15 protein-coding genes, 1 tRNA gene and 2 rRNA genes are annotated in these 25,226 nt (G+C 26.8%); 17 read left to right on the top strand and 1 reads right to left on the bottom strand.

Annotation, left to right across the window (positions count from 1 at the left end; translation table 11 throughout):
• From ABHC41_RS14025 to ABHC41_RS13965, 13 genes are all read left to right on the top strand, one after another.
• A 23S ribosomal RNA gene (locus ABHC41_RS14025) occupies nucleotides 1-79 on the top strand; the annotation flags it as partial.
• Nucleotides 80-137: 58 nt separating this feature from the next.
• Nucleotides 138-211, top strand: a tRNA-Gly gene (locus ABHC41_RS14020).
• A gap of 11 nt (nucleotides 212-222) precedes the next feature.
• Nucleotides 223-339: ribosomal RNA gene (gene rrf / locus ABHC41_RS14015) — 5S ribosomal RNA — on the top strand.
• An 81-nt stretch (nucleotides 340-420) separates the two neighbouring features.
• A complete protein-coding gene (locus ABHC41_RS14010; protein ID WP_166504876.1) occupies nucleotides 421-876 on the top strand; it encodes a hypothetical protein in 456 nt (151 codons plus the stop codon).
• Nucleotides 877-1,036: 160 nt separating this feature from the next.
• Nucleotides 1,037-2,920: a hypothetical protein gene (locus ABHC41_RS14005; protein ID WP_195238803.1), complete on the top strand. Its 1,884-nt coding sequence runs from the start codon at nucleotides 1,037-1,039 to the stop codon at nucleotides 2,918-2,920.
• Nucleotides 2,913-5,135, top strand: a complete 2,223-nt coding sequence (locus ABHC41_RS14000; protein ID WP_092927380.1) for an ATP-dependent helicase — start codon at nucleotides 2,913-2,915, stop codon at nucleotides 5,133-5,135. Before ABHC41_RS14005 ends, ABHC41_RS14000 begins: the two co-directional genes overlap by 8 nt.
• Nucleotides 5,128-5,907, top strand: coding sequence for a PD-(D/E)XK nuclease family protein (locus tag ABHC41_RS13995; RefSeq protein WP_195238801.1), 780 nt, complete (start codon nucleotides 5,128-5,130; stop codon nucleotides 5,905-5,907). Before ABHC41_RS14000 ends, ABHC41_RS13995 begins: the two co-directional genes overlap by 8 nt.
• Entirely contained in the window at nucleotides 5,897-9,349 is a 3,453-nt protein-coding gene (gene addB / locus ABHC41_RS13990; protein ID WP_092927376.1) for a helicase-exonuclease AddAB subunit AddB, read from the top strand. Before ABHC41_RS13995 ends, addB begins: the two co-directional genes overlap by 11 nt.
• Nucleotides 9,349-13,104, top strand: a complete 3,756-nt coding sequence (addA, locus tag ABHC41_RS13985; RefSeq protein ID WP_195238799.1) for a helicase-exonuclease AddAB subunit AddA — start codon at nucleotides 9,349-9,351, stop codon at nucleotides 13,102-13,104. Before addB ends, addA begins: the two co-directional genes overlap by 1 nt.
• A gap of 152 nt (nucleotides 13,105-13,256) precedes the next feature.
• Nucleotides 13,257-14,387, top strand: a complete 1,131-nt coding sequence (gene alr, locus ABHC41_RS13980) for an alanine racemase (protein WP_271892065.1) — start codon at nucleotides 13,257-13,259, stop codon at nucleotides 14,385-14,387.
• 11 nt (nucleotides 14,388-14,398) lie between these two features.
• Complete coding sequence (locus ABHC41_RS13975) at nucleotides 14,399-15,328, top strand: LD-carboxypeptidase (RefSeq protein ID WP_271892064.1); 930 nt, start codon at nucleotides 14,399-14,401, stop codon at nucleotides 15,326-15,328.
• 112 nt (nucleotides 15,329-15,440) lie between these two features.
• Nucleotides 15,441-16,655 (top strand): exonuclease SbcCD subunit D C-terminal domain-containing protein, encoded by a 1,215-nt coding sequence (locus tag ABHC41_RS13970; protein WP_271892063.1) that lies wholly within the window; start codon nucleotides 15,441-15,443, stop codon nucleotides 16,653-16,655.
• Nucleotides 16,642-20,169, top strand: coding sequence for an SMC family ATPase (locus ABHC41_RS13965; protein ID WP_271892061.1), 3,528 nt, complete (start codon nucleotides 16,642-16,644; stop codon nucleotides 20,167-20,169). Before ABHC41_RS13970 ends, ABHC41_RS13965 begins: the two co-directional genes overlap by 14 nt.
• Before the next feature lie 333 nt (nucleotides 20,170-20,502).
• On the opposite strand, the gene ABHC41_RS13960 is transcribed toward ABHC41_RS13965, so the two are convergent.
• A complete protein-coding gene (locus ABHC41_RS13960; protein WP_271892059.1) occupies nucleotides 20,503-20,718 on the bottom strand; it encodes a hypothetical protein in 216 nt (71 codons plus the stop codon).
• Nucleotides 20,719-20,913: 195 nt separating this feature from the next.
• On the opposite strand from ABHC41_RS13960, the gene ABHC41_RS13955 reads away from it, so the two are divergent.
• From ABHC41_RS13955 to ABHC41_RS13940, 4 genes are all read left to right on the top strand, one after another.
• Complete coding sequence (locus ABHC41_RS13955) at nucleotides 20,914-22,167, top strand: hemolysin family protein (protein ID WP_166504883.1); 1,254 nt, start codon at nucleotides 20,914-20,916, stop codon at nucleotides 22,165-22,167.
• A 111-nt stretch (nucleotides 22,168-22,278) separates the two neighbouring features.
• Nucleotides 22,279-23,331, top strand: a complete 1,053-nt coding sequence (gene ytvI / locus ABHC41_RS13950; RefSeq protein WP_092927360.1) for a sporulation integral membrane protein YtvI — start codon at nucleotides 22,279-22,281, stop codon at nucleotides 23,329-23,331.
• A gap of 77 nt (nucleotides 23,332-23,408) precedes the next feature.
• A complete protein-coding gene (pepT, locus tag ABHC41_RS13945) occupies nucleotides 23,409-24,632 on the top strand; it encodes a peptidase T (RefSeq protein ID WP_092927358.1) in 1,224 nt (407 codons plus the stop codon).
• Nucleotides 24,633-24,789: 157 nt separating this feature from the next.
• Nucleotides 24,790-25,226, top strand: a 437-nt coding sequence (locus ABHC41_RS13940) for a hypothetical protein (RefSeq protein WP_347553582.1), incomplete at its 3' end; no start/stop codon positions are given.

The raw sequence follows: 25,226 nt of genomic DNA, 5'->3' as shown, positions 1-25,226 counted from the left end.
TACCTGGTTGATAGGTCGAAGGTGTAAGTGCAGTAATGTATTTAGCTTATTGATACTAATAGGTCGAGGACTTGACCTCATTTAAATGATGAATCTAAATGGTATACAGTTTTGAAAGTACTAATAAAACTAAATATGCGGGTGTAGCTCAATGGTAGAGTTCCGGCCTTCCAAGCCGGCTGTGAGGGTTCGATCCCCTTCACCCGCTCCAGATAAAGATTATGTGGTTATTATAGCAAAGAGGATACACCTGTTCCCATACCGAACACAGAAGTTAAGCTCTTTAGCGCTGATGGTACTTGGGGGGCGACCTCCTGGGAGAGTAAGACGTAGCCACGTAATCTTTTTTGTTGTATTTGAAATTATTCACATTTTAACTTCATTTTATATATAATAAAATAAAGTATATGGGGTGAGTATGTGAAAAATACATTTGACCTGGGAGAAAAACTATTTTTTAATACTTTAATTATATGTATAATATCATTTATATACTTTAAGATAATTGAGATTGAATCGAGTAACTTAATCATAGAAATTTTATTTGCATTATTCTTTTTTCTTATAAATTTTTATTATGGATATAAATATAGCTTGAAACTTAAAGAATCTTTAATAGTGGGATCAATGGGAGCAGGTTTAGGAATTTTTTTATCATTTTTTTCTTTATGTGCACATTTTTTAATAGAAGGTAGTAATAGCTCTATATTGTTTTCAGTATTATATTTATCTCCAATTCAGTCTATTTCAAATTATTTGAGTGGATACAACAGTATAGTAAATATATTTATAATTATAATTATAAATATATTTTTAGTTGTTATTGGTGGACAATTAAGAAATATTACAAATAAATTTTTAAATAATTTTAAATAGATTATATTTAAAAAATAAAAGAAGCGGCTATTTGGTTGCTTCTTTTATTTTTAGGATTAAAAAAATAGTATGTAGCTTTAAGTAAACATTTTAATGGAGGAATTAAAAATCTCTAATATGATATAATTAAAATACAAAATAGTTTAAAGAAAGGGTTTATATGAGGTACATATATAGAAATTTAAATAATAAAGATAAAGAGAGCAAAATAGTTAGTTTATATAATGAAATATTAAAAAAATGTAAAAATAAATCTTCGAAAATAATGATTCTAGTTCCTAATAATCTAACTAAATTAAAATATGAGAAGAAGATTAATATAGATTATTGTGAAAAACTAAATATAATATCATATACTAATTTTATTAAAGGAGAGCTCATAAAATTTTGGCCAATAGTGTTAGAAAATAATAATGAGATAAAAGAACATCACATAAGACCTAAATTTATAAATAATACTTTGACAGACTATATAATAGGGGAAAAGGTAAAAATTAAAAGAGAAAAAGAAGGATACTTTGAAGATATTATAAGCACCAATAAATCTATAACTTCAAGTATAAGTACTAATATAAATAAGGCTACATTAAGTAAATTAGAATTTGAGAGCATAGGAGAAAAAATTTATTTGTCTAAGAAAAATAAAGATAATATAAATAAATTTTCTTATAGTGAAATGAACGAAATAATAATGGATTACACTAGCATGTTATTAAATAAAGGTATGTTAGATAATTCACTGAGTGTATATGTATATAATAAATATCTTTTAAAAAATGATTTATACAAAGAATATTTAAGAAAAAAAATAAAATATTTAATTGTAGAAAGTTTAGAAAGTGTATCTGTAGCAGAAATCGAATTTATAAAAGAGATACAAGAAAATGCTATAGATTCATATACATTTTTTAATGAAAAAAGAGATTTTTCAGTTTTTAATAATATAGATATTAAGTTTATAGAAGGATATATAGAAAATGAATATGAAGAAGAAAAGCTTAACAAAAAAGGAGAGGTTTCTATAGATGATTTACCAGTAAGTGTTGAACTAAATGAATCTAGTCAGCTATATAGCGAGATGATAGAAGTAGTTTTAAAGAAAATTAAAGAGTTAATACTATCAGGAGTAAAAGCACAAGATATAGCTATAATTTCTCCTATAAACAATACAATATTAGACTTTCAAATGACTAATAAATTGAAAATTAATAATATCGATATATTTAGCACTAAAAAAGATAAAAAGTTAATAGATTATCCTTATGCTAATGCACTTATAGTGGCTCTTAGCATTTTTAATGGTAGCCAAAATTCCATAAGAGAAGAAGACTATATAAATTTTATAGAAACTATATTAGATGTCAATAAGATACAAGCATTAAAAATATATAAAAATAAGTATGAAGAAGAAAAATTTAAAGAAATATTAAATTATATAGAAGATAAAAGGAATGAGAAACTTAAAATAGGTGAGTTTCTAATTAAATTTTATATAGATAAAATGCTAAATCTTAAGTTTGGAAAAGAAAATATTCATATTTGTAAAAAGATAATATATGAATGTGAGACATTTACAGAAAACATAGAGTTATTGAATATAAATGAGGATAAAGAAAAGTTATTTATAAAAGCACTTAAAACTACAATAAATGACTATTATCAATCTTCAGAATTAGAAGATTTGAGTAATATAGATAAAGTATTATTAACCACTCCATATACATATATATCATCAAGAGTAAATAGACCAATACATATATGGCTAGATGTAGGTAGCAATGGGTGGAATATGAAGATAGAAAAGGATATAAGTAATTTGATAGTTCTTAGAAAATCTTTTGAAGAAGGTAGAATATATACAGATAAAATGGAAGAAGATTATAAGAAGTATTATTTATACAATACTATATATAATTTACTAATTAATACTAAAGAAGTATATGCATATAAAAGTGAATACACAGTAAATGGGTATATACAAGAAAGTATATTATATAGCATACTACTTAAGATGTTAGATAAGGGGGAAAACTCTTATGAATAATATAAATTATAGACAAGATCAATTACCAATAATAGCCTATGAAGGTGGAACTATGGCGGTACCAGCAGTACCAGGAGCCGGAAAAACTTTTATAGTTACCAATTTAGTAGCAAAGTTACTAAGTGAAAAAAAACATGATAAATCTAAAATACTAATATTAACTTATATGAATAGTGCAGTAAATAACTTCAAAGGAAGAATAAAAGCAATATTAAAAGAGAATGACATAAAAGAAGAAAATTCTTATGAAGTTATGACAATACATAGTTTAGCTGTAAAAATAATAAAAGAAAAACCAGAAGTAGTTATGTTGAGTGAAGAATTTAACATAGCAGATGATTTACAAAAAACTATAATACTAAATGAATGCATAAATAATTTTAAGATAAATGGTGGGGAAAGGGCATTTAGATGGTTCCTAAAAGAGCAAAAGGATGATAAATGGAATGATATAATGCTTGAAGCTTGGGAGAGAGGATTTTTTGACTTAGTAGTAAATGCAATAAGTGACTTAAAATATAAGGAATTATCACCACAAGAGCTAGAGGGGATATTATCTAATGGGCATAGAGGAATATTAAAATTAATACTTCCTATATATAAAGAATATGATAAAAAATTAAAACAAAATGGCCTACTTGATTATGATGATATATTAATTCTTGCATATAAAGCATTAAATTTTGATGAGAATTTAAGAATAAAATTTCAGAATAGATATAAGTACATATTTGAAGATGAATGCCAAGATTCCAATGAGATACAGGGTAAAATTATAAAAATGATATGTAGAGATAATGAAAATTTAGTTAGAGTTGGGGATATAAACCAAAGTATAACTGGAACTTTTTCATCATCAGACCCTAAATTCTTTAAGGAGTTTATATCTCAGGCAGATAGTTGCTATAGAATGGACATGTCTAATAGAAGTTCAAAGGATATATTAGATTTAGCAAATAAACTAGTAAAGTATGTAACAAAGGAATTTAGGCAAGAGGAATGTAGAGATGCTTTAGAGGATATGGAAATAAAAACTGTTCCAAGTGGTATGGGATATAAGGAAAATCCTAAACCAGATATATACAGTATAAATGTTAAAAAATATGAGACATGGAATGATGAGTTGACAAAAACCGTAGCATACACAAAAGGAATAAAAAGAAAGTATCCGGATAAAAGTATAGGAATATTGGTACCTTTTAATGATCATATAACGCAAATTGCTAAGATTCTGATTGATGAAAATATGGAGTTTGAAGAGTTAGGACCTAATTCTCTAAATAAAAGAAAGATCATAAACAAACTGTCATATATAATAGACTTTATAATAAATTGTGATGATATAAATAAACTAATAAATGCCTTAGATAAAGTATTTGTAAAAACAGATAATGAAAAAGGGAAGGAAGATTTACTAGATGTATTAAAAAAATATAGCACAGAAGAGATAATATACAATGAAGAAATAACAAATAATATAATAATAGATACAAATACAGAGTTATACCAAACATTTATACAAGGAATAAATATTCTTAAAAGTATATTAGAATATCCTATAACAAGATTAGATGTGCTTTTATTATTTATAGGGGATGAACTTAATTTAGGGAAAGAAGATAGAGCAATAATAGATTATCTGGCATTTTATATAAAATTTTTAAGCTTAGATAACCCAGATATAAGTTTAATAGATGTATATAACCTTTTAATAGATAGTAAAAATAAGGTATTTAATCATATAATAGAAGTGGTATATGAAATGAATGGATATGAGCCACAACCAGGAAGTATAACTATATGTAACTATCATAAATCAAAAGGTTTAGAGTGGGATTGTGTTTTTATGTTAGGGCTTACAGAGTTTAATTTCCCTGATAATACAAATCAAAAGTTTCAAAGTGATAAATGGTATTTAAAAGATAAGTACAAAAATCCAGTGGCTATTGTAAAAAGTGAAATTGAATGTATATTAACTGGTGATATACCTACTAATTATATATATAAGAGTAAAATAGATTTAATAAATGAAAAGATAAGACTATTATATGTTGGAATTACTAGAGCTAAAGAAATGTTAATATTATCAACAAGTCTTTATAAAGATAAGAATGATGTAGGAAAAAGAAATAAAGAACAAAAGCCTTCTTTATATATAAATGAACTTGAGAAGTATATAAATATGAGAAAAAAGGAGGTAAATATAAATGAATAGTTGTCTAAAAAACTTTAGATACAGCCAAAATTCTATAAATACGTATAAATCATGTCCATTAAAATTTAAGTATAAGTACATTGATAGAATTAATTGGAAATACGATGATATAGAACATAGAGAGTACTACGAAAGTTTGAAAACAGGTACAGATTTTCACTTATTATGTGAAAGATATTTTAGTAATATACCTTTAGGAATAAATTCTAGTACCAATACAGATTTTCAAAGATGGATGGATAAAGTAAAAAAACTAGTTCCAATCAAGGAAGGTTATTTATACTTACCAGAGTATGAAGTAATGTTTAATTTAGATAGAAATATAATACAAGCTAAGTATGATTTAATAATAATCAAAGATAATAAAATTGAAATATGGGATTGGAAAACAGAAAATAAAAAATTTAATTATAAAAATGTAGAAAGTAGAATACAAACTATTGTATATATGCTTTTAGCAAAAGAAGTAATTCCCAATTTATTAGATAAAGATATAGATACACAAAATATAAGTATGAAATACTATCAACCAGAGTTTGATGATAATTGTGTATCTATATCTTATAATAATGAAAAACATAAACAAAATAAAAATAAGGTGTTATCATATATAGATTATATAAAAAACACCAACTATAACAAAGAAGACAAAGAATATAAATATGAGTTAGTAAAAAACAAAAAACACTGCAAATACTGTGAATTTAATAAATTATGTAATAATGAGGAAGTAGACAGAAGTGTTTTTGAGGAGGATATTTATGAGTGTTAAGTTTGTATTAGGTAGAGGCGGAAGTGGTAAATCGACCTATATACTAGATGAGATAAAAAATAGAGTTAAAGATAATGAAATAACACCTGTAATACTTTTAGTTCCAGAACAATATACATTTGAAATGGAAAAAAGAATGAGTAAGCTCTTCTTAGGAGAAGAAAAAGACAAGTTTTTAAGGTCTAGGGTATTAAGTTTTAAAACTATGAGTAGCATAGTTTTTTCTTACGTTGGAGGATTAACTGATGTTAACATAAATTCTAGTGGCAATGCTATGATGACTTATAAAGCAATAGAAAGTGTAAGTAAAGAATTAAATATATTTTCTAAATCATCATCTCAATCAGGATTTGTAAGTTCTATAAGTGAGATAATATCTGAGTTAAAACAGTATAACATAAGTTATGAGATGTTAGAAAATATATCTGGCGAAGTAGAAAGTGAAACTTTAAGTTTAAAATTAAAAGATATAAGTAGGATATATAAAGAATTCGAAGAAAAACTACATGAAAATTATATAGACACTCAAGACATGCTAAAATCATTAGCAGAAAAATTACCAGTATGTGATTATTTTAAGGATGCATATATTTATATAGATGAATTTACTGGATTTACACCTAATCAGTATAGGGTATTAAGTAGTTTATTTAAGCAGGCTAAGGAAGTATGTATATCTTTAACAGTGGATAACCCAGGTAATATTTCATACAATAAAACAGATGCTTTTTCTAGAACAAAGTTTACATATCAAAAGCTAATAAAATTATGTAACGAAGAGGGAGTAAAGTTGCTTCCTGATATAAAGCTAAATAATAATATTATACCAAGACTTAAAGATAGCAAAGAACTTCAGCACTTAGAAAGGTACTATAACTCGTATCCATATAAAGTGTATGAAGAGTCAACTAATAATATAAAGATAAAAGAATTTAGCAACTTATACTCTGAAGTTGAAGAAATAGCAAAGGAAATAGTACATTTAGTTAGAGATAAAGGGGTTAGATATAGAGATATAACTATAGCTACAAGAGACTTAAATAAATATGACTTTTTAGTAAGCTCTGTATTTAATGAATATAAAATACCTAATTTTATAGATAAAAAAAGAGAAGCTAAAACAAATCCAATAATAGTACTTATAATATCTATATTAGAAATGAAAAGTAAAAGATATAATTATGAGACTATGTTTAGATACTTAAAAAGTGGACTTGTAGGGATATCTAACGAAGAAATTAGTATGTTAGAAAATTATGTATTAGCAAATGGTATAAAAGGTAAAAAATGGTTTGAGGATAAATGGGAGTATAGAATAAATCACAATATTTCTTCAGAAGAAAAAGAAGAGGAAATAGAAATACGAGAAAAGGTTAATGAAATAAAGGAAAGAGTCTTAACTCCAATAATACATCTACAAGATAAATTAAAAGGTAAGAATAATGCAAAAGACATATGTAAGTATATATATGAATTCTTGTTAGAAATAAATATGCCAACAACTATAGAAAATTTAATAATGAAATTTAAAGGTAAAGGAGAATTAGATATAGCTAATCAATATTCTCAGGTTTGGAACATAGTTGTAGATATATTTGACCAAATTGTTGAGATAATGGGAGATGAAAAAATATCTTTAGATAAATTTATAAAATTAATAAGTCTAGGATTTGATGAATATGAACTTGGATTAGTTCCTCCAAGTATAGATCAAGTACTTGTAAGTAGTGTGGATAAAATGAAAAATCCAAATACAAAGTATCTATATTTAATAGGGACTACAGATGGTACATTCCCATTAATAGCAAAGGATAATGGGCTTTTAAATGATAGTGACAGAGAAAACTTAGGGCAAAAAGGTGTAGAGGTTGATATAGATAGTAAAACTAAAACATTTGAAGAACAATTTTTAGTTTATAAAGCACTTACATCAAGTAGCCAAAATCTAATAGTTACCTATCCTATAGCAGACCATGAAGGAAAAACTATAAGACCATCAGTAATAGTATCAAGACTTAAAAAGCTATTTCCTAATATAGATAGTAAAAGTTATTTATTAGAAGAAGAAGCTAAAACAGATGAAGATATCTTAAATAGAATAACTGTAAAATCTCCAACTTTTAATGAACTTATAAAAGAGATAAAAGAGTTTGACGATGGAAAAGATATAAATAATTTATGGTTAGATGTATATAGATACTATGCAAGTGATAGTGAATACAAAAATATAACTAATAAGGTTATAAGTGGACTTACATATACTAATCAAGTTCAAAAAGTAGAAGAAGAAAAAATAAGAACACTATATGATAAAAATTTAAGTGTATCTAGGTTAGAAAAGTATGCAGAGTGTCCATTTGCTTACTTTATACAGTATGGTCTTAAAGCTAAAGAAAGAAAAGAATATTCTTTTACAGCACCAGATTTAGGGAATTTTATACATAAAATATTAGATAATTTCTCAAAACAGTTAGTAAAAGATAATCTACATTGGGCAGATATAGATATAAACTATATAACAGAAAAAGTAGAAAAAATAGTTGAAGAAATAGTAGGTAAGATACCTGGATACATACTAGAGAGTTCTCAAAGATATAAGTATCTTACTCTTAGATTACAAAATATGCTTATATCAGCTATAAGTATAATAAGTGAACAAATAAAAATTGGTTCATTTGAGCCTACAGATTATGAAGTGAATTTTGGAACTAAAGGTAAGTATCCACCTATAAAAATAGTTTTACAAAATGGAGAAGAAATAAAACTAAGAGGACAAATAGATAGAATAGATGAATTTGAGAACGAAGAAGGTAAATATATACGAATAGTTGATTACAAATCTGGTAAAAAGGATTTAAGCTTAACAGATGTATATTATGGGCTTCAATTACAACTATTAGTTTATCTAGATGCAATATTAGAAAGTGGGAAATCTAAGGGACAGAATATAAATCCAGCAGCGATTCTTTATTCCAGAATAGATGACCCAATAGCAAAATTTGATGAAGATAAAGAAGAAGAAACTATAAGAGAAGAAATACTTAAAGAGTTAAAAATGCAAGGTTTACTTATAAAAGATTCTAATATAATCAAAGAAATGGATAAGACACTAGCAAATGGAGAAAGAACAACATCTTTAGTTATACCTGCAAACTTTAACAAAGATGGTACTTTAGGTAGATATACAAAAGGTGTTACTAATGAAGAATTTGAGGTTATTAGAAAATATGTAAAGGACTTGATAAAATATTTATGCGAAGATATGTTAAGTGGAAATATAAGTATATCTCCATATAAACATAAAGATAGAAATTCTTGTATATACTGCAATTACTCAGCTATTTGCCAGTTTGATACAACATTAAAAGATAATAAATATAAAATAATAAACAAAAAGAGTAATGACGAGATAATAAACACAATGAGAGGAGGAGTTAAGTAATGAGTTCTCCTAAATGGACAAAAGAGCAACAAGCAGTTATAGATAGTAGAGATTGTAATTTATTAGTAGCAGCAGCAGCAGGTTCGGGAAAAACTGCTGTACTAGTTGAACGTATAATTCAAATGATAACTGATAAAGAAAATCCTATAGATATAGATAAGTTACTAGTAGTTACGTTTACTAATGCAGCTGCATCTGAGATGAGAGAGAGAATAGGTGATGCGATAGGTAAGGCATTAGACAAAGATCCAGAAAATAAGCATTTACAAAATCAGTTAGTGCTTTTAAATAAAGCTAGTATAACAACAATACATTCATTCTGTTTAGAAGTTATAAAGTCTAACTTCCATAAAATAAACTTAGACCCTAACTTTAGGATAGGTGACACAACAGAGTGTGCACTATTAAAGCAAGAGGCCATAGAAGAAGTATTCGAACGACTTTATATAGATAGAGATGAAGGATTTTTAAATTTAGTAGAAAGTTATGCAGAGAGAAGAGGAGATAATAATCTTCAAAATATAATACTAGGTGTATATAACTTTGCCATGGCATCACCAGATCCTAAAGAGTGGTTAGAATTTTCAGCAGAACAATTTAATATAGATGGTGAATTTGATTTCTCAACATCTATATGGGCAAAAGCTATACTAGATACAGTAAAGATAGAGATAAGTGGTATGGAAACTAGTATGAAAAAGGCCTTAGAAGAGTTAGAAGGTATTGTTGAGTTAGAAACATACACAGAAAAATTTAAAACAGATTACAGTAGTATAAAAAGAATATTAGATGCTTGCAACTTATCATGGGATGAAGCTTATAGTAGCATATCAAATATAAAATTTGAAAACTACGTAAAAGGTGTGAAAAGGCTTGGAAAAGATACCCCAAGTTATATAAAAGACATAAAAAGTAAGGCTGATGATATAAGAAAAAAAGTTAAAAAGTCAGTAGAAAGCATAAAAGATTCAACCTTTAATAGAGAAAAAGAAGACATAAATTATGAGATAAAGTACATTTATAAAGTAGCAAAATCTATATCAGATATAGTCATACAATTTGAAGATGCTTATGACAATAAAAAAAGAGAAAAGGGAATAATAGACTTTAATGATATAGAACATTTTGCGTTAAATATATTAGTTCAAAAAGATGATAAAGGTGAAAATATACCTTCAGATATAGCACTTTCCTATAGGGAAAAGTTCTATGAAATATTTATAGATGAATACCAAGATAGTAACTTTGTGCAAGAGGTACTTCTTTCAAATATAGCAAAAATTAAAACCCCAAATAGATTTATGGTTGGGGATGTAAAACAAAGTATATATAGATTTAGACAAGCAAAACCAGAAATATTCTTACAAAAGTATGCTGACTATGATACAGAAAAAGGTTCACTATATAGAAAAATAATGCTTTATAAAAACTTTAGAAGTAGGGAAGAAGTTGTAGATAGTGCAAATTATATATTTGAGAATGTAATGAGCGAAAATATAGGTGAAATAAATTATACAGAAGAAGAACGATTAAACTTAGGTGCTATATTTAAAGAAAATACTAATGAAGATGTAGTAGTAGGAGGTCCTACAGAAATACATTTAATGGAGAAAGCATCTAGAAAGGATGATTCTGAGACTAAAGAAAATGAAAGTTCAGAAGAAGAGGAAGAAATAGATAATATACAACTTGAGGCTAGAATGGTTGGAAATATAATAAAAGGCTTAATGTCACCAAATGAAGAGGGAAAAATTCAAATGGTTTATGACAAAAAGCTAGATGATTATAGGCCTGTACAGTTTAAAGATATAGTTATCTTACTAAGAGCTACATCAGCTTGGGCTCCAGTATTTGCAGATGAACTTATGAATATGGATATACCAACTTATGCAGATATAGGGGTAGGGTATTTTGACACTATAGAAATAAAAACTATAATGAGTTTACTTCAAATTATTGATAATCCTATGCAAGATATACCTCTGCTTGCAGTGCTAAAATCACCTATATGTGGATTTACACCAGAAGAACTTATAGACATAAGAGTAGAAGAACATAATAAAAGTTTTTATGAAGCTTTAGAGGAATATAGTAATCATGAAGATGAAAAGGCATTAAAGTGTATTGAATTTATAGAAAAACTAAAAGACTATAAGGAAAAATCCCTATATATGAGCACAGACGAATTTTTATGGTATCTGTACACTAACACAGGATATTATGCATACGTAGGTGCTTTACCTGGAGGATCTCAAAGACAAGCAAACTTAAAGATATTATTTGAAAGGGCAAAGCAATTTGAAGAAACAAGTTTTAAAGGTATATTTAGTTTTATAAATTTTGTAGCTAAGCTTAAAAAATCAAATACTGATATGGGAAGTGCTAAAACTCTTGGGGAAAATGCAGACGTTGTAAGAATAATGAGTATACATAAAAGTAAGGGGCTAGAGTTCCCTGTTGTAATATGTTCTGGTATGGGGAAAAACTTCAATACTCAAGATTTTAAAAATGATATATTATATCATCATGAACTAGGATACGGTCCTCAAATAGTAGATTATGAAAGAAAAATATCTTATCCAAGTATAGCTAAAGAGGCATTAAAAAGTAAAATTAATGTAGAAAATTTATCTGAGGAAATGAGGGTACTTTACGTAGCATTTACAAGACCTAAAGAAAAGCTTATAATAACAGGTTCAACGAGAAACATTGAGAAATCTTTACAAACATGGGCAAATGGAGTAGAGGGAAATAAAGCAATATCACAGTATAAGGTACTAAAAGGTAAAAGTTACTTAGATTGGATAATGCCATCAGTATTAAAGCATAAAGATTTAGAAGAATTAAGAGACTTTGCTAATATAGATATAGAATATATAGACAATCATAATTCAAAGTGGGTATCTAATATATGGTATAAAGAAGATGTCACTTTAACTCAAAATGAAGAAGAGGAAGAAAAGAGCATAAGAGAGATAATAGACAGTCTAGATGTAGAAAATCCTGATACAGAGTATTTTAGTATAATAAAAGAAAAATTAGATTTTAAATATCCCTATGAAGCATGTGTAACAAAACCTGCGAGTATATCTGTAACTGAAATCAAAAAAATACAAAATGCTCATGAAGAAGATTTTTCTCAAGAAGTATTTAGTAATCAAATAACTCTCAAAAAACCTATATTTATGCAAGAGGAAGAAGATATAGAAAAGATAACTGGCGCAGAGAGGGGTACTATAGTTCATTTAGTTATGCAGATAATAGACTTTAATAAGATATATACTATTGATGATATAAAAGAGCAAATAAGTAGGTTTATTAAAAAGGGAATAATAACTGAAAAGCAGTCTAGAGTAGTTAATCCATTTAAGATATATAAATTCTTTAAATCTCATATAGGACAAAGAATGTTAAAGTCATCATTTATTAAAAGAGAACAGGCCATATATGCTCAAATCAAACTTAAAGATGTGTATATATATGAAGATTTAGCAACTGAAGGAAATGTACAAGACTTTGATGAAGAAAGCATAATGCTAAGGGGTATAATTGATGCATACTTTGAAGAAGATGATAAGATTGTTATAGTTGACTATAAAACTGATTTTGTAAATGACGAAAATAAAAATGAAGTAATAAGTAGGTACAAAAAACAATTAGATTTATATTCTGAAGTGGTAGAAAAATTAACAGGAAAAGAAGTCAAAGAGAGGTACATATATCTATTCGGAATAGATGAAGATGTTAGTATATAAATAAAAACTTAATATAATTAAACTTTAAATATAAAAAATGAAGGTACTAAGCTAAGTATCTTCATTTTTTATATTTATAACTAGTGATAATAAAAGAATAATTAACATAGTATGAAAATAAGCGAGTGAAATTTTCATAAGGAAGTGATACTTTGAGCTTGTTAAGACCAACTTATGTACAGATAAATCTAGATAATATAAAACATAATTTGCAGGAAATAAAAAAATATACCAAAAATAGTACTAAAATAGGCGTAGTATTAAAGTCAAATGCATATGGGCATGGTTCTATAGAAATAGCTAAACTATTATGTAGAGAAGGTATTGATTACTTATGTGTAGCAACACTTAGTGAAGCTCTAGAATTTAGAAGAGAAAACATTAAATCTCCTATTTTAGTTATGGGATATATTCCAAATGAACATATAGAATTAGCAGTTGAAAATAATATAACTATAACTGTAATTAAAGAAGAACAAGGAAAAATTATAAACAACATATGTAGTAAAATAAACAAAATAGGAAAAGTTCATATAAAGTTAGATACAGGATTTAATAGATTAGGACTTAAGGTAAATCAAAATACATTTCAAGAAATATATAGTTTATTATTATTAAAGAATTTATATATTGAGGGTATTTTTTCACATCTAGCACTTAGAGATGAAAAATCAGATTATATTCAATTTAATATATTTAAAAAGACTATAAATGAATTAGAAAAAATTAAGACGATACCTATAAAGCATATTTGTGATAGTATAGGGTTTGTTTCATATAAGGATTTTCATATGGATATGGTGAGGATAGGTGCAAGTATATATGGATACAACAATAGAGACTCTTCCTTACAGCTAAAGCCTGCTATAACATTCAAGTCAAAGATAATTCAGGTTAAAGAGGTTAGAGGTGGTGAGGCTATAGGATATGATTATTCGTATGTAGCAAATAAAAATATTAAAATAGGAATTATACCTTGTGGATATGGAGATGGGATACCAAGAAGTTTATCAAATAAAGGGTATGTAGATATAAATAATAAAAGATGTAACATAATAGGTAAAATATGTATGGATCACCTTGTAATAGACATTAGTTATTTAGATAAATGTGATTACGATGCAGATGTAGTATTTTATGGAGAAAATGGCCCTACACTTTTAGAAATAGCAAATTTGATAGATACAAATAGAAATGAATTATTAAGCTTAATATCTAGAAGGGTAGATAGAGTATATATTGAGAATGGAGAAATTAAAAAAATTTTAAACTATATATACTAAGGGGGAAAATTATGCTATTTCCAGAAAAACTAAAAAAAGGAGATACAATTGGAGTTATAGCACCAGCAAGTCCATCTAAATCTAAAACAAAAAAATTACTAACTTATGAATTAGAAAAAATAGAGCAAGAATTAAATAAATTAGGGTATAAAGTCAAATTTGGAAAGACTTGTTATCTAAGATATAAGGGGTATTTAGCAGGTGAAGATGAGTTTAGAGTAAAGGACATAGAAAATATGTTTTTAGATAAAGACGTAAATGGTATACTTTGTCTAAGAGGTGGATATGGAACACTTAGAATAATTGATAAAATAAACTACAACATTATAAAAGAGAATCCTAAGGTATTTATAGGGTATTCTGATATAACAGCACTTCATATAGCCTTTAATCAAATAGCGAACTTAGTTACCTACCATGGAATTATGGGATTAAATTTTTTACACTATGATAAATATACTTTTGATTCCTTCTCAAATATATTATCAATGGAAGATGAAATTATTATAAAAAACCCAGAAGACGAAGAATTACATACTTTAGTACAAGGAAAAGCTAATGGGATTACAGTAGGAGGAAATCTAGCTGTAATAATTAGCACCCTTGGAACAAGATATGAAATTGATACAAAAAATAAAATTTTATTTATTGAAGAAATAGGAGAAAATATATATAAGATAGATAGAATGCTTACACAATTAGAACTTAGCAATAAGTTAAATGACTGTTGTGGGATAATATTTGGAGACTTTAAAAAGTGTAGAAAAGATAATGAAGATGATTATGATTTATATGAATTATTATTTGAAAAGATTAAAAAATATAATAAACCATGCTTATGTAATCTAAAGGTAGGTCATTGTACATCATCAAATAGTATTTTACTAGGGGGAAATTGCTACTTAGATGCTACCAATAAATCTATAAAATTTGTAAAATAATAATATCTATTAATAAAAATAACATAAAAGGAAGATGTTTAGACATCTTCCTTTTATGTTATAATCAAACTATTAAAATATATAAGTAAATCATATTATTTAGGAGGATAAAATGAGATTTATTCATACATCAGATTGGCATCTAGGAAAAAGCTTAGAAGGTCACTCAAGATTGGAAGAACAAACCAAATTCTGTGAAGAATTTATACAGATAGTGGATGATAATAATATAGATATGGTTATAATAGCAGGAGATATATATGACACATCAAATCCACCTGCACAAGCTGAAAAATTATTCTATAAAACAATATCAAGATTATCAGACAATGGAAAAAGATGTGTATTAATAATAAGCGGTAATCATGATAATCCAGAAAGACTACAAGCATCAAGCCCTCTTGCGCATGAGCAGGGGATAATAATACTTGGAAACCCTCTAAGTAAAACAGAAGTATCAAAGTATAAAAACTTTGAGATATTAGAAGCGAAAGAGGGATGTATAAAACTTAATATAAATAATGAGAGGGTTGCTGTTATAACACTACCATATCCAAGTGAAAAGAGGCTTAATGAAGTAATACTTCAAAATGATGAAGATAAAGAAAGGCAAATAACATATTCTCAAAGAGTTGGTGAGTTATTTAAAGAATTAGAAGAAAATTTTGAAGATGATTCAATAAATTTAGCTGTATCTCACCTTTTTGTTGTTGGTGGAGAAGAAACAGAATCTGAAAGACCAATACAACTTGGAGGAAGCTTATTAGTAGAGAAAAAAGACTTACCTCAAAAGGCTGATTATATAGCTTTAGGACATTTACATAAAATGCAAAAATCTTCACAAAGGTTAAATGCATACTACTCAGGATCTCCTATACAATATAGCAAAGATGAAAGATCATATACTAAAGGATGCTATATAGTTGATATAAATAAATATAAAGAAATAACAGTAGAAAAAAAATACTTTAAAAACTATAAACCTATAGAGGTATTTAAATGCAATGGAATAGAAGATGCATTAGAAGTATGCGAAAAAAATAAAGACAGAGATATATGGTCTTATTTTGAAATAAAAACAGATGAAGTTATATCACAGTCTAACATAAAAAAAATGAAAGATACATTAAAAGATATAATAGAAATAAAACCAATAATAGCATCAAAAGAATATAATGAAGAAATAGACGTAAAAGAAAAATCTATGGGAGAATTATTCAAGGAATTCTATGAATTTAGTAGAGGAGTAGAACCTAAAGGAGAGCTTATGGATTTATTCTTAGATATAATAAATGAAGAAGGTGAAGCTAAAGATGAGACCTATTAGATTAGAGTTAAGTGGTTTAAATAGTTATATAGATAAATCAGTTGTAGATTTTGAAAAACTAACTGATAGAGGTTTATTTGGTATTTTTGGTAAAACTGGAAGTGGTAAGTCAACTATATTAGATGCAATGACAATAGCTATGTATGGAAGTATACCTAGAAATACTAAAGAATTTATAAATAGTAGCTGCGATAAAGCAATAATATCTTATGAATTTGAAATCGGGAGTAAAAACGCAAAGAGAAGGTATAAAGTAGATAGAACTATAGTTAGAACTAATACAGGTACTAAAACTTCATATGCAAGATTAATAGAGATGTATGAGGATGAAAGTGAAAAAGTATTAGCAGATAAAGTTGGAGAAGTAAATAATAAAATCGCTGAAATTGTAGGATTAACAGCTAATGATTTTATGAGATCAGTAGTGCTTCCACAAGGTAAGTTTAATGATTTCTTAAAGCTAGCAGGTGCGGATAGAAGGGACATGCTAGAGAGAATATTTAATCTTGAAAAATACGGAAGAGGATTAATAGATAAAGTTAAGAAAAGAAAAAACGTACAACAACAAGCTTTAAGAGATATAAATTCTAAGCTAAGTCAATATGATACTGTAAGTGAAGAAGTATATAATCAAGTACAAAAAGAGTTAGAAGAATTAAGATCATTAGAAATTAGTAAAAATAAAGATTTTGAAATAAACCAAAATAAATATAAAGAAGTTGAAGAAATATATGAAAAACAAGTAAAGTTAGAAAACTACAAGAAAAGAAAGCATGAGTTAGATTTAAAGCAAGAAGATATATCAAAAAAAGGAAGACAGCTTGAAGATGCATTAAATGCAGATAAGATTAATCCGTACATAAATGCTGTATTGGAGCTTGAGAAAAGGGTTAATGAAGATAGCCTAGAAAGTCAAAATTTAGAAAAGAAACTAGAATTGTTAAATAAAGAACTACTTATAACTAAAGCAAATTATGAGGAAGCATATAAAAATAAAAATGAAAATATGCCAAGACTATCTGAAGATAGAATCAAACTTCAAAATGCAATAGAATTAGAAGCGGAGTTAGTTGGTTTAGATTCTGAATTAAAAGATATAAAAGGCAAGGGTATAGGTTTAAATCAAGAAAAAGAGATACTTATAAAATTAAAAGAGGATTTAGAAAGCAAGAAAGAGATAGTAATAAATAACTTAAAAAGCTTAGAAGAGAAAATAAGTGAAATAAAGATAAGTGCTGATCTAAAACAGAAAATATTTTTAGCCTATGAGTATGAAAAAGAATATAATAAGCTTTCAGAAAGTAAGACTGTTAAAAATAATAGATTGAATGAAATAAATAAAAATCTAGATGAGATAAACTTAAAGTTAAGATATATTCAAAGGGATAAAGATTCTGTATTGAAAAAACTAACTGAATTAGAAGAACATTATGAAATTTTAATTAAAAAATCTCCAGGAACTAATGAAGAGATAGTTAATAAGACTGAATATATAGCAAACTTAAGAGTAAAGGCAGAATCTATAAAAGAAAATGAAATTAAAAAAGAAGATTTACATAATAACTTAAATAAAATACTAGAAAATAGACATCAGGTAGAAAGAGAATTACATACTTTAAATGATAAATTAGAGGTTAATCATACAAATATAACTTATCTAGAGAAAGAATTAGAAAAGCTAAAGTATTTAAATTTAGCAACAGAACTTAGAAAAGAATTAAAGGAAAATTCTCCATGTCCAGTATGTGGATCTAGAAATCATGAGCATGTAGATGATACAAACTATAATGAAAATATAGAGTTTACTAAGTCAAAAATAGAAAAATTAAAAGAAGATGAGTCTAATATAAAAGTAAAAATTGAAGAACTCAACAGAAAAAATAGCGAGTGTATATCAGTAGAAAAAATAATATTAAAGGAATTAGAAGAGGTAAAATCTAAAATAGGAGACTTAAGTTCTAATGAACTAATAAAGAAGGTAGAAGAAGAGTCTAAAAGGCTAGACATATTAAAAGTTAATCTACAAAATTGGAATAAGGATAAAGAGGAAAATGAAAGTAGTATAAATAAGGCTAGAGAAGAAAAAAACAAAATTGAAAAAGATGAACTAATACTACAAGAGAGTATAAACTCTTATAAGAAAAATATAATCGAATTAAAAGAAGAACTAGCAGCAGTTGAAGAAAACTATAAAACAACAAAAGAAAACTATTTAACACTAAAAGCAATAACTAAAATACAAGATTTAGAAGTGAAAGTAGAAGAGATAAATAATAATGAAAAAGCATTAGAAGATTTAAATAATGAATACTTAAAAATATCTAAGTCAAAAGAAGCAATGGAAAAAGATATAGTAAATTATCAAAATAACCTACATAAAATAGAGTTAGATTTAATTCAAGCTAGAGAAATTTATTCTGAAAAGAAAAAAGTGAGAGATGGAAAATACAATGAAATAATAGCAACAACAAAAGGTGAATCTCCAAAATTATTGTTAGAGAATCTAGAAAATAATATAAATAAGCTTATATCTAAAGAGGAAATGATAAAGGATAAATTAGAAGCTCAAAGGTTGGAATTTGAAAAAACTACATCTGACAAATCAAATATAGATGGAAGATTAAAGATAGCAAAAGAACAGTATAAAATACAAACAGATACTTTAAATAAATCATTAGATGAGTATAAATTTGAAAGTATATATGCTGTAAAAAGATCATTATTAGATAAAGAATACTTAAGAAAACTACATGATGAGATAACACAATATGAAGAAGAGCAAAAAGTATTAGGTATAAAGATAAATGATCTAGTTAAATCAATAGGTGATAGAAGAATAAATGAAAAGGACTTTAATGAATTAAAAGATAGTATTGATAACTTAAAAATAGAAATTAGTAGGATATCCCAAGATATAGGATCAAAGCAAACTATACTAAGTACCCTAAAAGAATCTTTAGACAAGATAAAAGATTTAAATAAAGAGTTAAAGGCAGTTCAACATAAAGTGGATTTATTAGATGATCTAGATAAGATTGTTCAAGGAAATAGATTTGTTGAGTATGTTGCTACTAATCAATTAAAATATATAGCACTTGAAGCATCTAATAGATTAGAGTCTATAACTAAGGGGAGATATGCATTAGAAATAGATTCAACATTAAACTTTGTAATGAGAGACAACTTTAATGGTGGTCAAAGAAGAAGTGTAGATACTTTATCTGGAGGAGAAACATTCTTAACATCACTATCATTAGCATTAGCATTATCATCTCAGATACAATTAAAGGGAAGTGCTCCCCTTGAATTTTTCTTCTTAGATGAAGGATTTGGATCTTTAGATAGTGAACTACTAGAAACTGTTATAGAATCACTGGAAAGACTACATCATGATAAACTTAGTGTTGGAATTATAACTCACGTTGAAGAGTTAAAAAATAGAGTTCCAATTAAGTTAATAGTATCTCCTAGTGAAGTTGGACAAGGATCTAAAGTAAAAATAGAATATAGTTAAAAAAAATTGGTGACTACATGGGGAGTATGTAGTCACCATATAAATATATATACTTATTAGGGGGAGAGATATATAATTTCCGCTCTCATTTATAATTATTGGCAAATTTTAAATTTATATTCAAAAAAAATAAAAAATAACCACCTAACCAGGGGGGGATTAGGTGGTTTAAAGAATATTTGGGGGAAAGAATTTTTTTATATCCGATCACTAAATTAGAATATTAACAGGAGTTTTGATATTTATAGTGTAAGAGAAACTCTTTTAATTTCTCTTACACTATAGTATATGCAAAAATATTAAAATGTGACATAAAAGTATAAAAATATGTAATTAATTTAAATATTTGTCTAAATTTAGCAAAGATTTAAATTCATCGAAACTAATCCTATCAATAAATGAACCTAGCCTTTGTTTTCCTTGTGCATTATTTTCATAAACGTTAACTATTTCAGCAACTAGTTCTAATGCATTTTCTTCAGTTAAATTCATTAAAATCTTGTCTCTAAGTCTAGGCATAGCACCATCTTTTTCTAGTAAATCTTTCATTTTACCTCCTTTTTAAATTTAATACTATTATATGGGGATAAAAAAAATTATAATGCAAATGTATTTTAATAGTATTGGAAATGATAGATAATATAGATTATATCTAAATTAATAAATTTCCAAATAAGGGTAAGTATGTTATAATATATTAACATATAAACAGAAATTTAAAAGAAATTAGGAGTGTGGTTTAGGTTGGAATCGACCGGTATATTGATTCAGATTATTGTATTAGTGATATTACTTATAGGATCAGGATTTTTCTCAGCATCTGAGACTGCATTAATGTCACTTAGCAAAATAAGAATAAGACATATGAAAGAAGAAGGGGTTAAGGGCGCAAAGCTAGTAAGTAACTTAATAGAAGAGCCAAATAAGTTATTAAGTTCTATATTAATAGGAAATAACGTTGTTAATATAGCAGCAACTTCTATATCAACATCACTATTTATTACATTACTTAAAGGGCCGGAAGCAGTACCATTGGCAACTGCTGTTATGACTGTGTTAGTATTAATATTTGGAGAAATAACTCCAAAAACTATAGCAGCAAATAGTTCAGAAAAAGTGGCTATATTTGTTTCTAAGCCAATAAAGGCAATAATATTTATATTAACTCCAGTAGTATGGGTACTTAATATAGTAACAAATTTAATATTTAAGTTATTTGGAATAAAAACAAAAGGGAATGAACCATATATAACAGAAGAAGAATTAAAAACTATGGTTAATGTAGGGCATGAAGAAGGTGTCCTAGAAATAGAAGAAAGAGAAATCATAAACAATGTATTTCAGTTTGGGGATATGCAAGCTAAAGAAGCTATGGTACAAAGATTAGATATTATAGCTATAGATGTTGAAGATTCATATGAAGAAATAATACAGCAATTTAAAGAAGAGAAATTAAGTAGAATGCCAGTATACAATGAATCTATAGATGACATCATAGGTGTACTTAATATAAAGGATATCATATTCTTAAGTGATGAAGAGATAGCAAATTTTGATATAAGGTTGTATGTAAGGGAAGCGTTCTTTACATATGAATTTAAGAAAATCACTCAACTTTTAGAAGAGATGAAAAAAGAAAAAATACAAATGGCTATAGTTGTTGATGAGTATGGAGGAACTGCAGGTATAATAACTGTAGAAGACTTAGTAGAAGTAATCGTTGGAGATATAGATGACGAGTACGATGAAGAAGATGAAGATATAATAGTAGTTAAAGAAGATGAATATATCGTAGATGGGGGACTTAAAATAAGTGATGTCAACGAACTTATTGGAGTTAGATTAGAGTCTGAAGAATTTGATTCTATAGGAGGCTACATCATAGGTTATTTAAGAAGACTTCCAGAAGAAAATGAAGTTATAGAAGTAGATAACATAAGATTCTGTATAGAAAGTTTAGATAAAAATAGAATAAAGAAAATAAGAATATACACATAAAACACTACAATATTGTAGTGTTTTTTGTTTTATTTGAAATTTATATAAATTAATTTTAATAGTAAAGATATTTGTTAATAATTAATAATATATTATAAGGGAAGTGATTAGATGAATGTAATAGATAATAGATTCATAAAAGTATTAAAGAAAAACATGATATTTATATTACTATATACAACAGTATTTATTTTGATTTATAAGACATTTCATTATATATCACCATTTTTAGTAGGAGGTATTATTGCATTTTTGATAAACCCTATATCAGAAAAATTAAGGTATAAGTTTAATATAAATAAAGGTGTATCAACTTTAGTATTAAGTTTTATTGCAGTTATAATATTTGTAGTATTAGCTGGATTATTAATAATGGCGGGAATAGATAGTTTATTAGAATTCGTAAATAATACTGTAAATAATTATGATTACATAAGTGATTTTATTTCAAATATAGCAATTAAACTAAATTTATATTTAGAGCAACTTGAGAACATACCAAACATAAATATAGAGTTTTTAATGCAAAAATATAGCACCAATATAGTAAGTATAGCAAAACAATTATTAGAAAGTTTCGTAAATTTTTTAGGATCAATTCCATATATATCTATATTCATTATAACCTTATTCATATCTACATATTTTATAGCAAAAGATATAGATAAAATAGAATATAGTTTTTACAATATGTTCTCTGAACCAACAAAGACTAAGGTTAAGAATATAAAAAGAGAAATAATAAAATCAATATTAGGATATATAAAAGCTTATGCCATATTAATGGGAATAACTTTCATAGTAACTTGGCTAAGCCTTAGAGTATTTGATATACCATATTCTATGACGTTAGGTATTATAGCTGGTTTGTTGGATTTAATACCTTTTTTAGGGATAGTAGTAATATATTTACCTTTTATAGTTTATTACTGTATAGTAAAAAACTATCTTATAGCAATAACTCTTATAGTTGTATTTGCGCTACTATCATTGTTAAGACAGGTTTTAGAGCCTAAATTAGTATCCACCAATATAGGTATTAGTCCATTAGCTACATTAGCAGCCATATTCATAGGTATACAAGTAAAAGGAATAATTGGAATAGTATTTTTTTTAGGTCTTACAATAATGCATCAAATATTAAAAAAGGTAGATATACTTTAGTAAGTTTTTGTAATATAATAGAAATATAAGGGATATATTACTTAACAATTATTAGACCAAAGAAAGAAGGTATAACCATGAAAAATAAAGTAGTAGAAAGATTCTTAAAGTATGTGACATTTGATACAACTGCAGATCCTAAGAATGCAAATTGTCCATCTAGCGAAGGACAAAGAGTTTTTGCAAACTACTTAGTAGAAGAACTAAAATCATTAGGATTAGAAGATGCTAATGTTGATAAAAATAGTTACGTTATGGCAACTTTAAAAGGAAATACAGAAGGTGTTGATACAATAGGATTTATATCTCACTTAGATACAGCTCCTGATATAACTGGGAAAAACGTTAAACCAAGAATAATAGAAAATTATGATGGAAAAGATATAGTACTAAATAGAGAATTAAATGTAGTTACAAAAGTATCTGATTACCCAGAATTAAAAGGCCTAGTTGGAGAAGACTTAATAGTTACAGATGGTACTACACTACTTGGTGCAGATGATAAAGCTGGTATAGCAGAAATAATAACAGCGATAGAATATTTAGTAAATAACCCTGAAATAAAGCATGGAGATATAAAAGTAGGATTTACTCCTGATGAAGAAGTAGGAAGAGGAGCAGATCTATTTGATGTTGAAAAATTTGGTGCAAAATATGCATATACAATAGATGGCGGTATAGAAGGTGAACTTCAATATGAAAACTTCAATGCTGCTGGAGCTACAATATCTATACAAGGAAGAAACGTACATCCAGGTGCATCAAAAAATAAAATGGTAAATGCATTACATATAGCAGCTGAGATATCTGAAATGTTCCCAGCTAGCGAAAGACCAGAGACTACAGAAGGATATGAAGGATTCTACCACTTAAATGATTTAAATGGTAATGTAGAAAATGCTAGTATGGTTTATATAATAAGAGATCATGATAAAGAAAAGTTTGAAGCTAGAAAAGCTCACATGCAAGATGTAGTAAATAAATTAAACGAAAAATATGATGGAAGAATAACATTAGACTTAAAAGACCAATACTTTAACATGAAAGAAAAAGTAGAACCTGTTAAGTTTATAGTTGATATAGCAGAAGAAGCTATGAATGAAGTTGGAATAACTCCTAAAATAGTACCAGTTAGAGGTGGTACAGATGGGGCTAGATTATCATTTATGGGTCTTCCTTGTCCAAATATATTTACAGGTGGTTTAAACTTCCATGGAAAGAACGAATGTATACCAGTAGGATCTATGGAGAAATGTGTAAATCTTATAGTTAAAATAGCAGAAAAATATGCTCAAAAATAAATAAAATAACAAAAGGCTATCTCTTATTTAAGAGATAGCCTTTTATTATTTTATAAGTTTATTTGTATAAATATGTAACAATTCCGTATAAAAAGAATATATTTTTAGTAAGTAGAAAATAATCTACTAACCTAAAAATACAAGGAGAGGAATTGTAATGCCAAAAAATAAAATAGATATAGATAGAGAAAAAAGAAGAAGAAATAGGGAAGAAAGAAGAAGAAATAGAGAAATAAGAAGAGGAATGCGTGAGTGCGAAGATTCATGCGTAAATGAAGATCCAAATGAAGATATAAATTTAGATCCAGATCCACAAGTTGATATAAATGTAACAGCGGATGCAAATGCAGATGCAACGTCAGAATCAACATCAGAATCTAATGCAGAATCAACAGCAGATGTAGATGCAAATGCAGATTTAGACACAACAGTAGATGCAGCAGTAGACGCAAATGCGGACCTAGATGCGAATGCAGATTTAGATACAACGGTAGACGCAGCAGTAGACGCAAATGCGGACCTAGATGCGAATGCAGATTTAGATACAACAGTAGACGCAAATGCAGACCTAGATGCGAATGCAGATTTAGATAC

Source organism: Romboutsia sp. 1001216sp1 (assembly GCF_039841805.1).
Classification (GTDB): Bacteria; Bacillota; Clostridia; order Peptostreptococcales; family Peptostreptococcaceae; genus Romboutsia_C; species Romboutsia_C hominis.
This window is presented reverse-complemented; position numbering and strand designations above follow the sequence as displayed.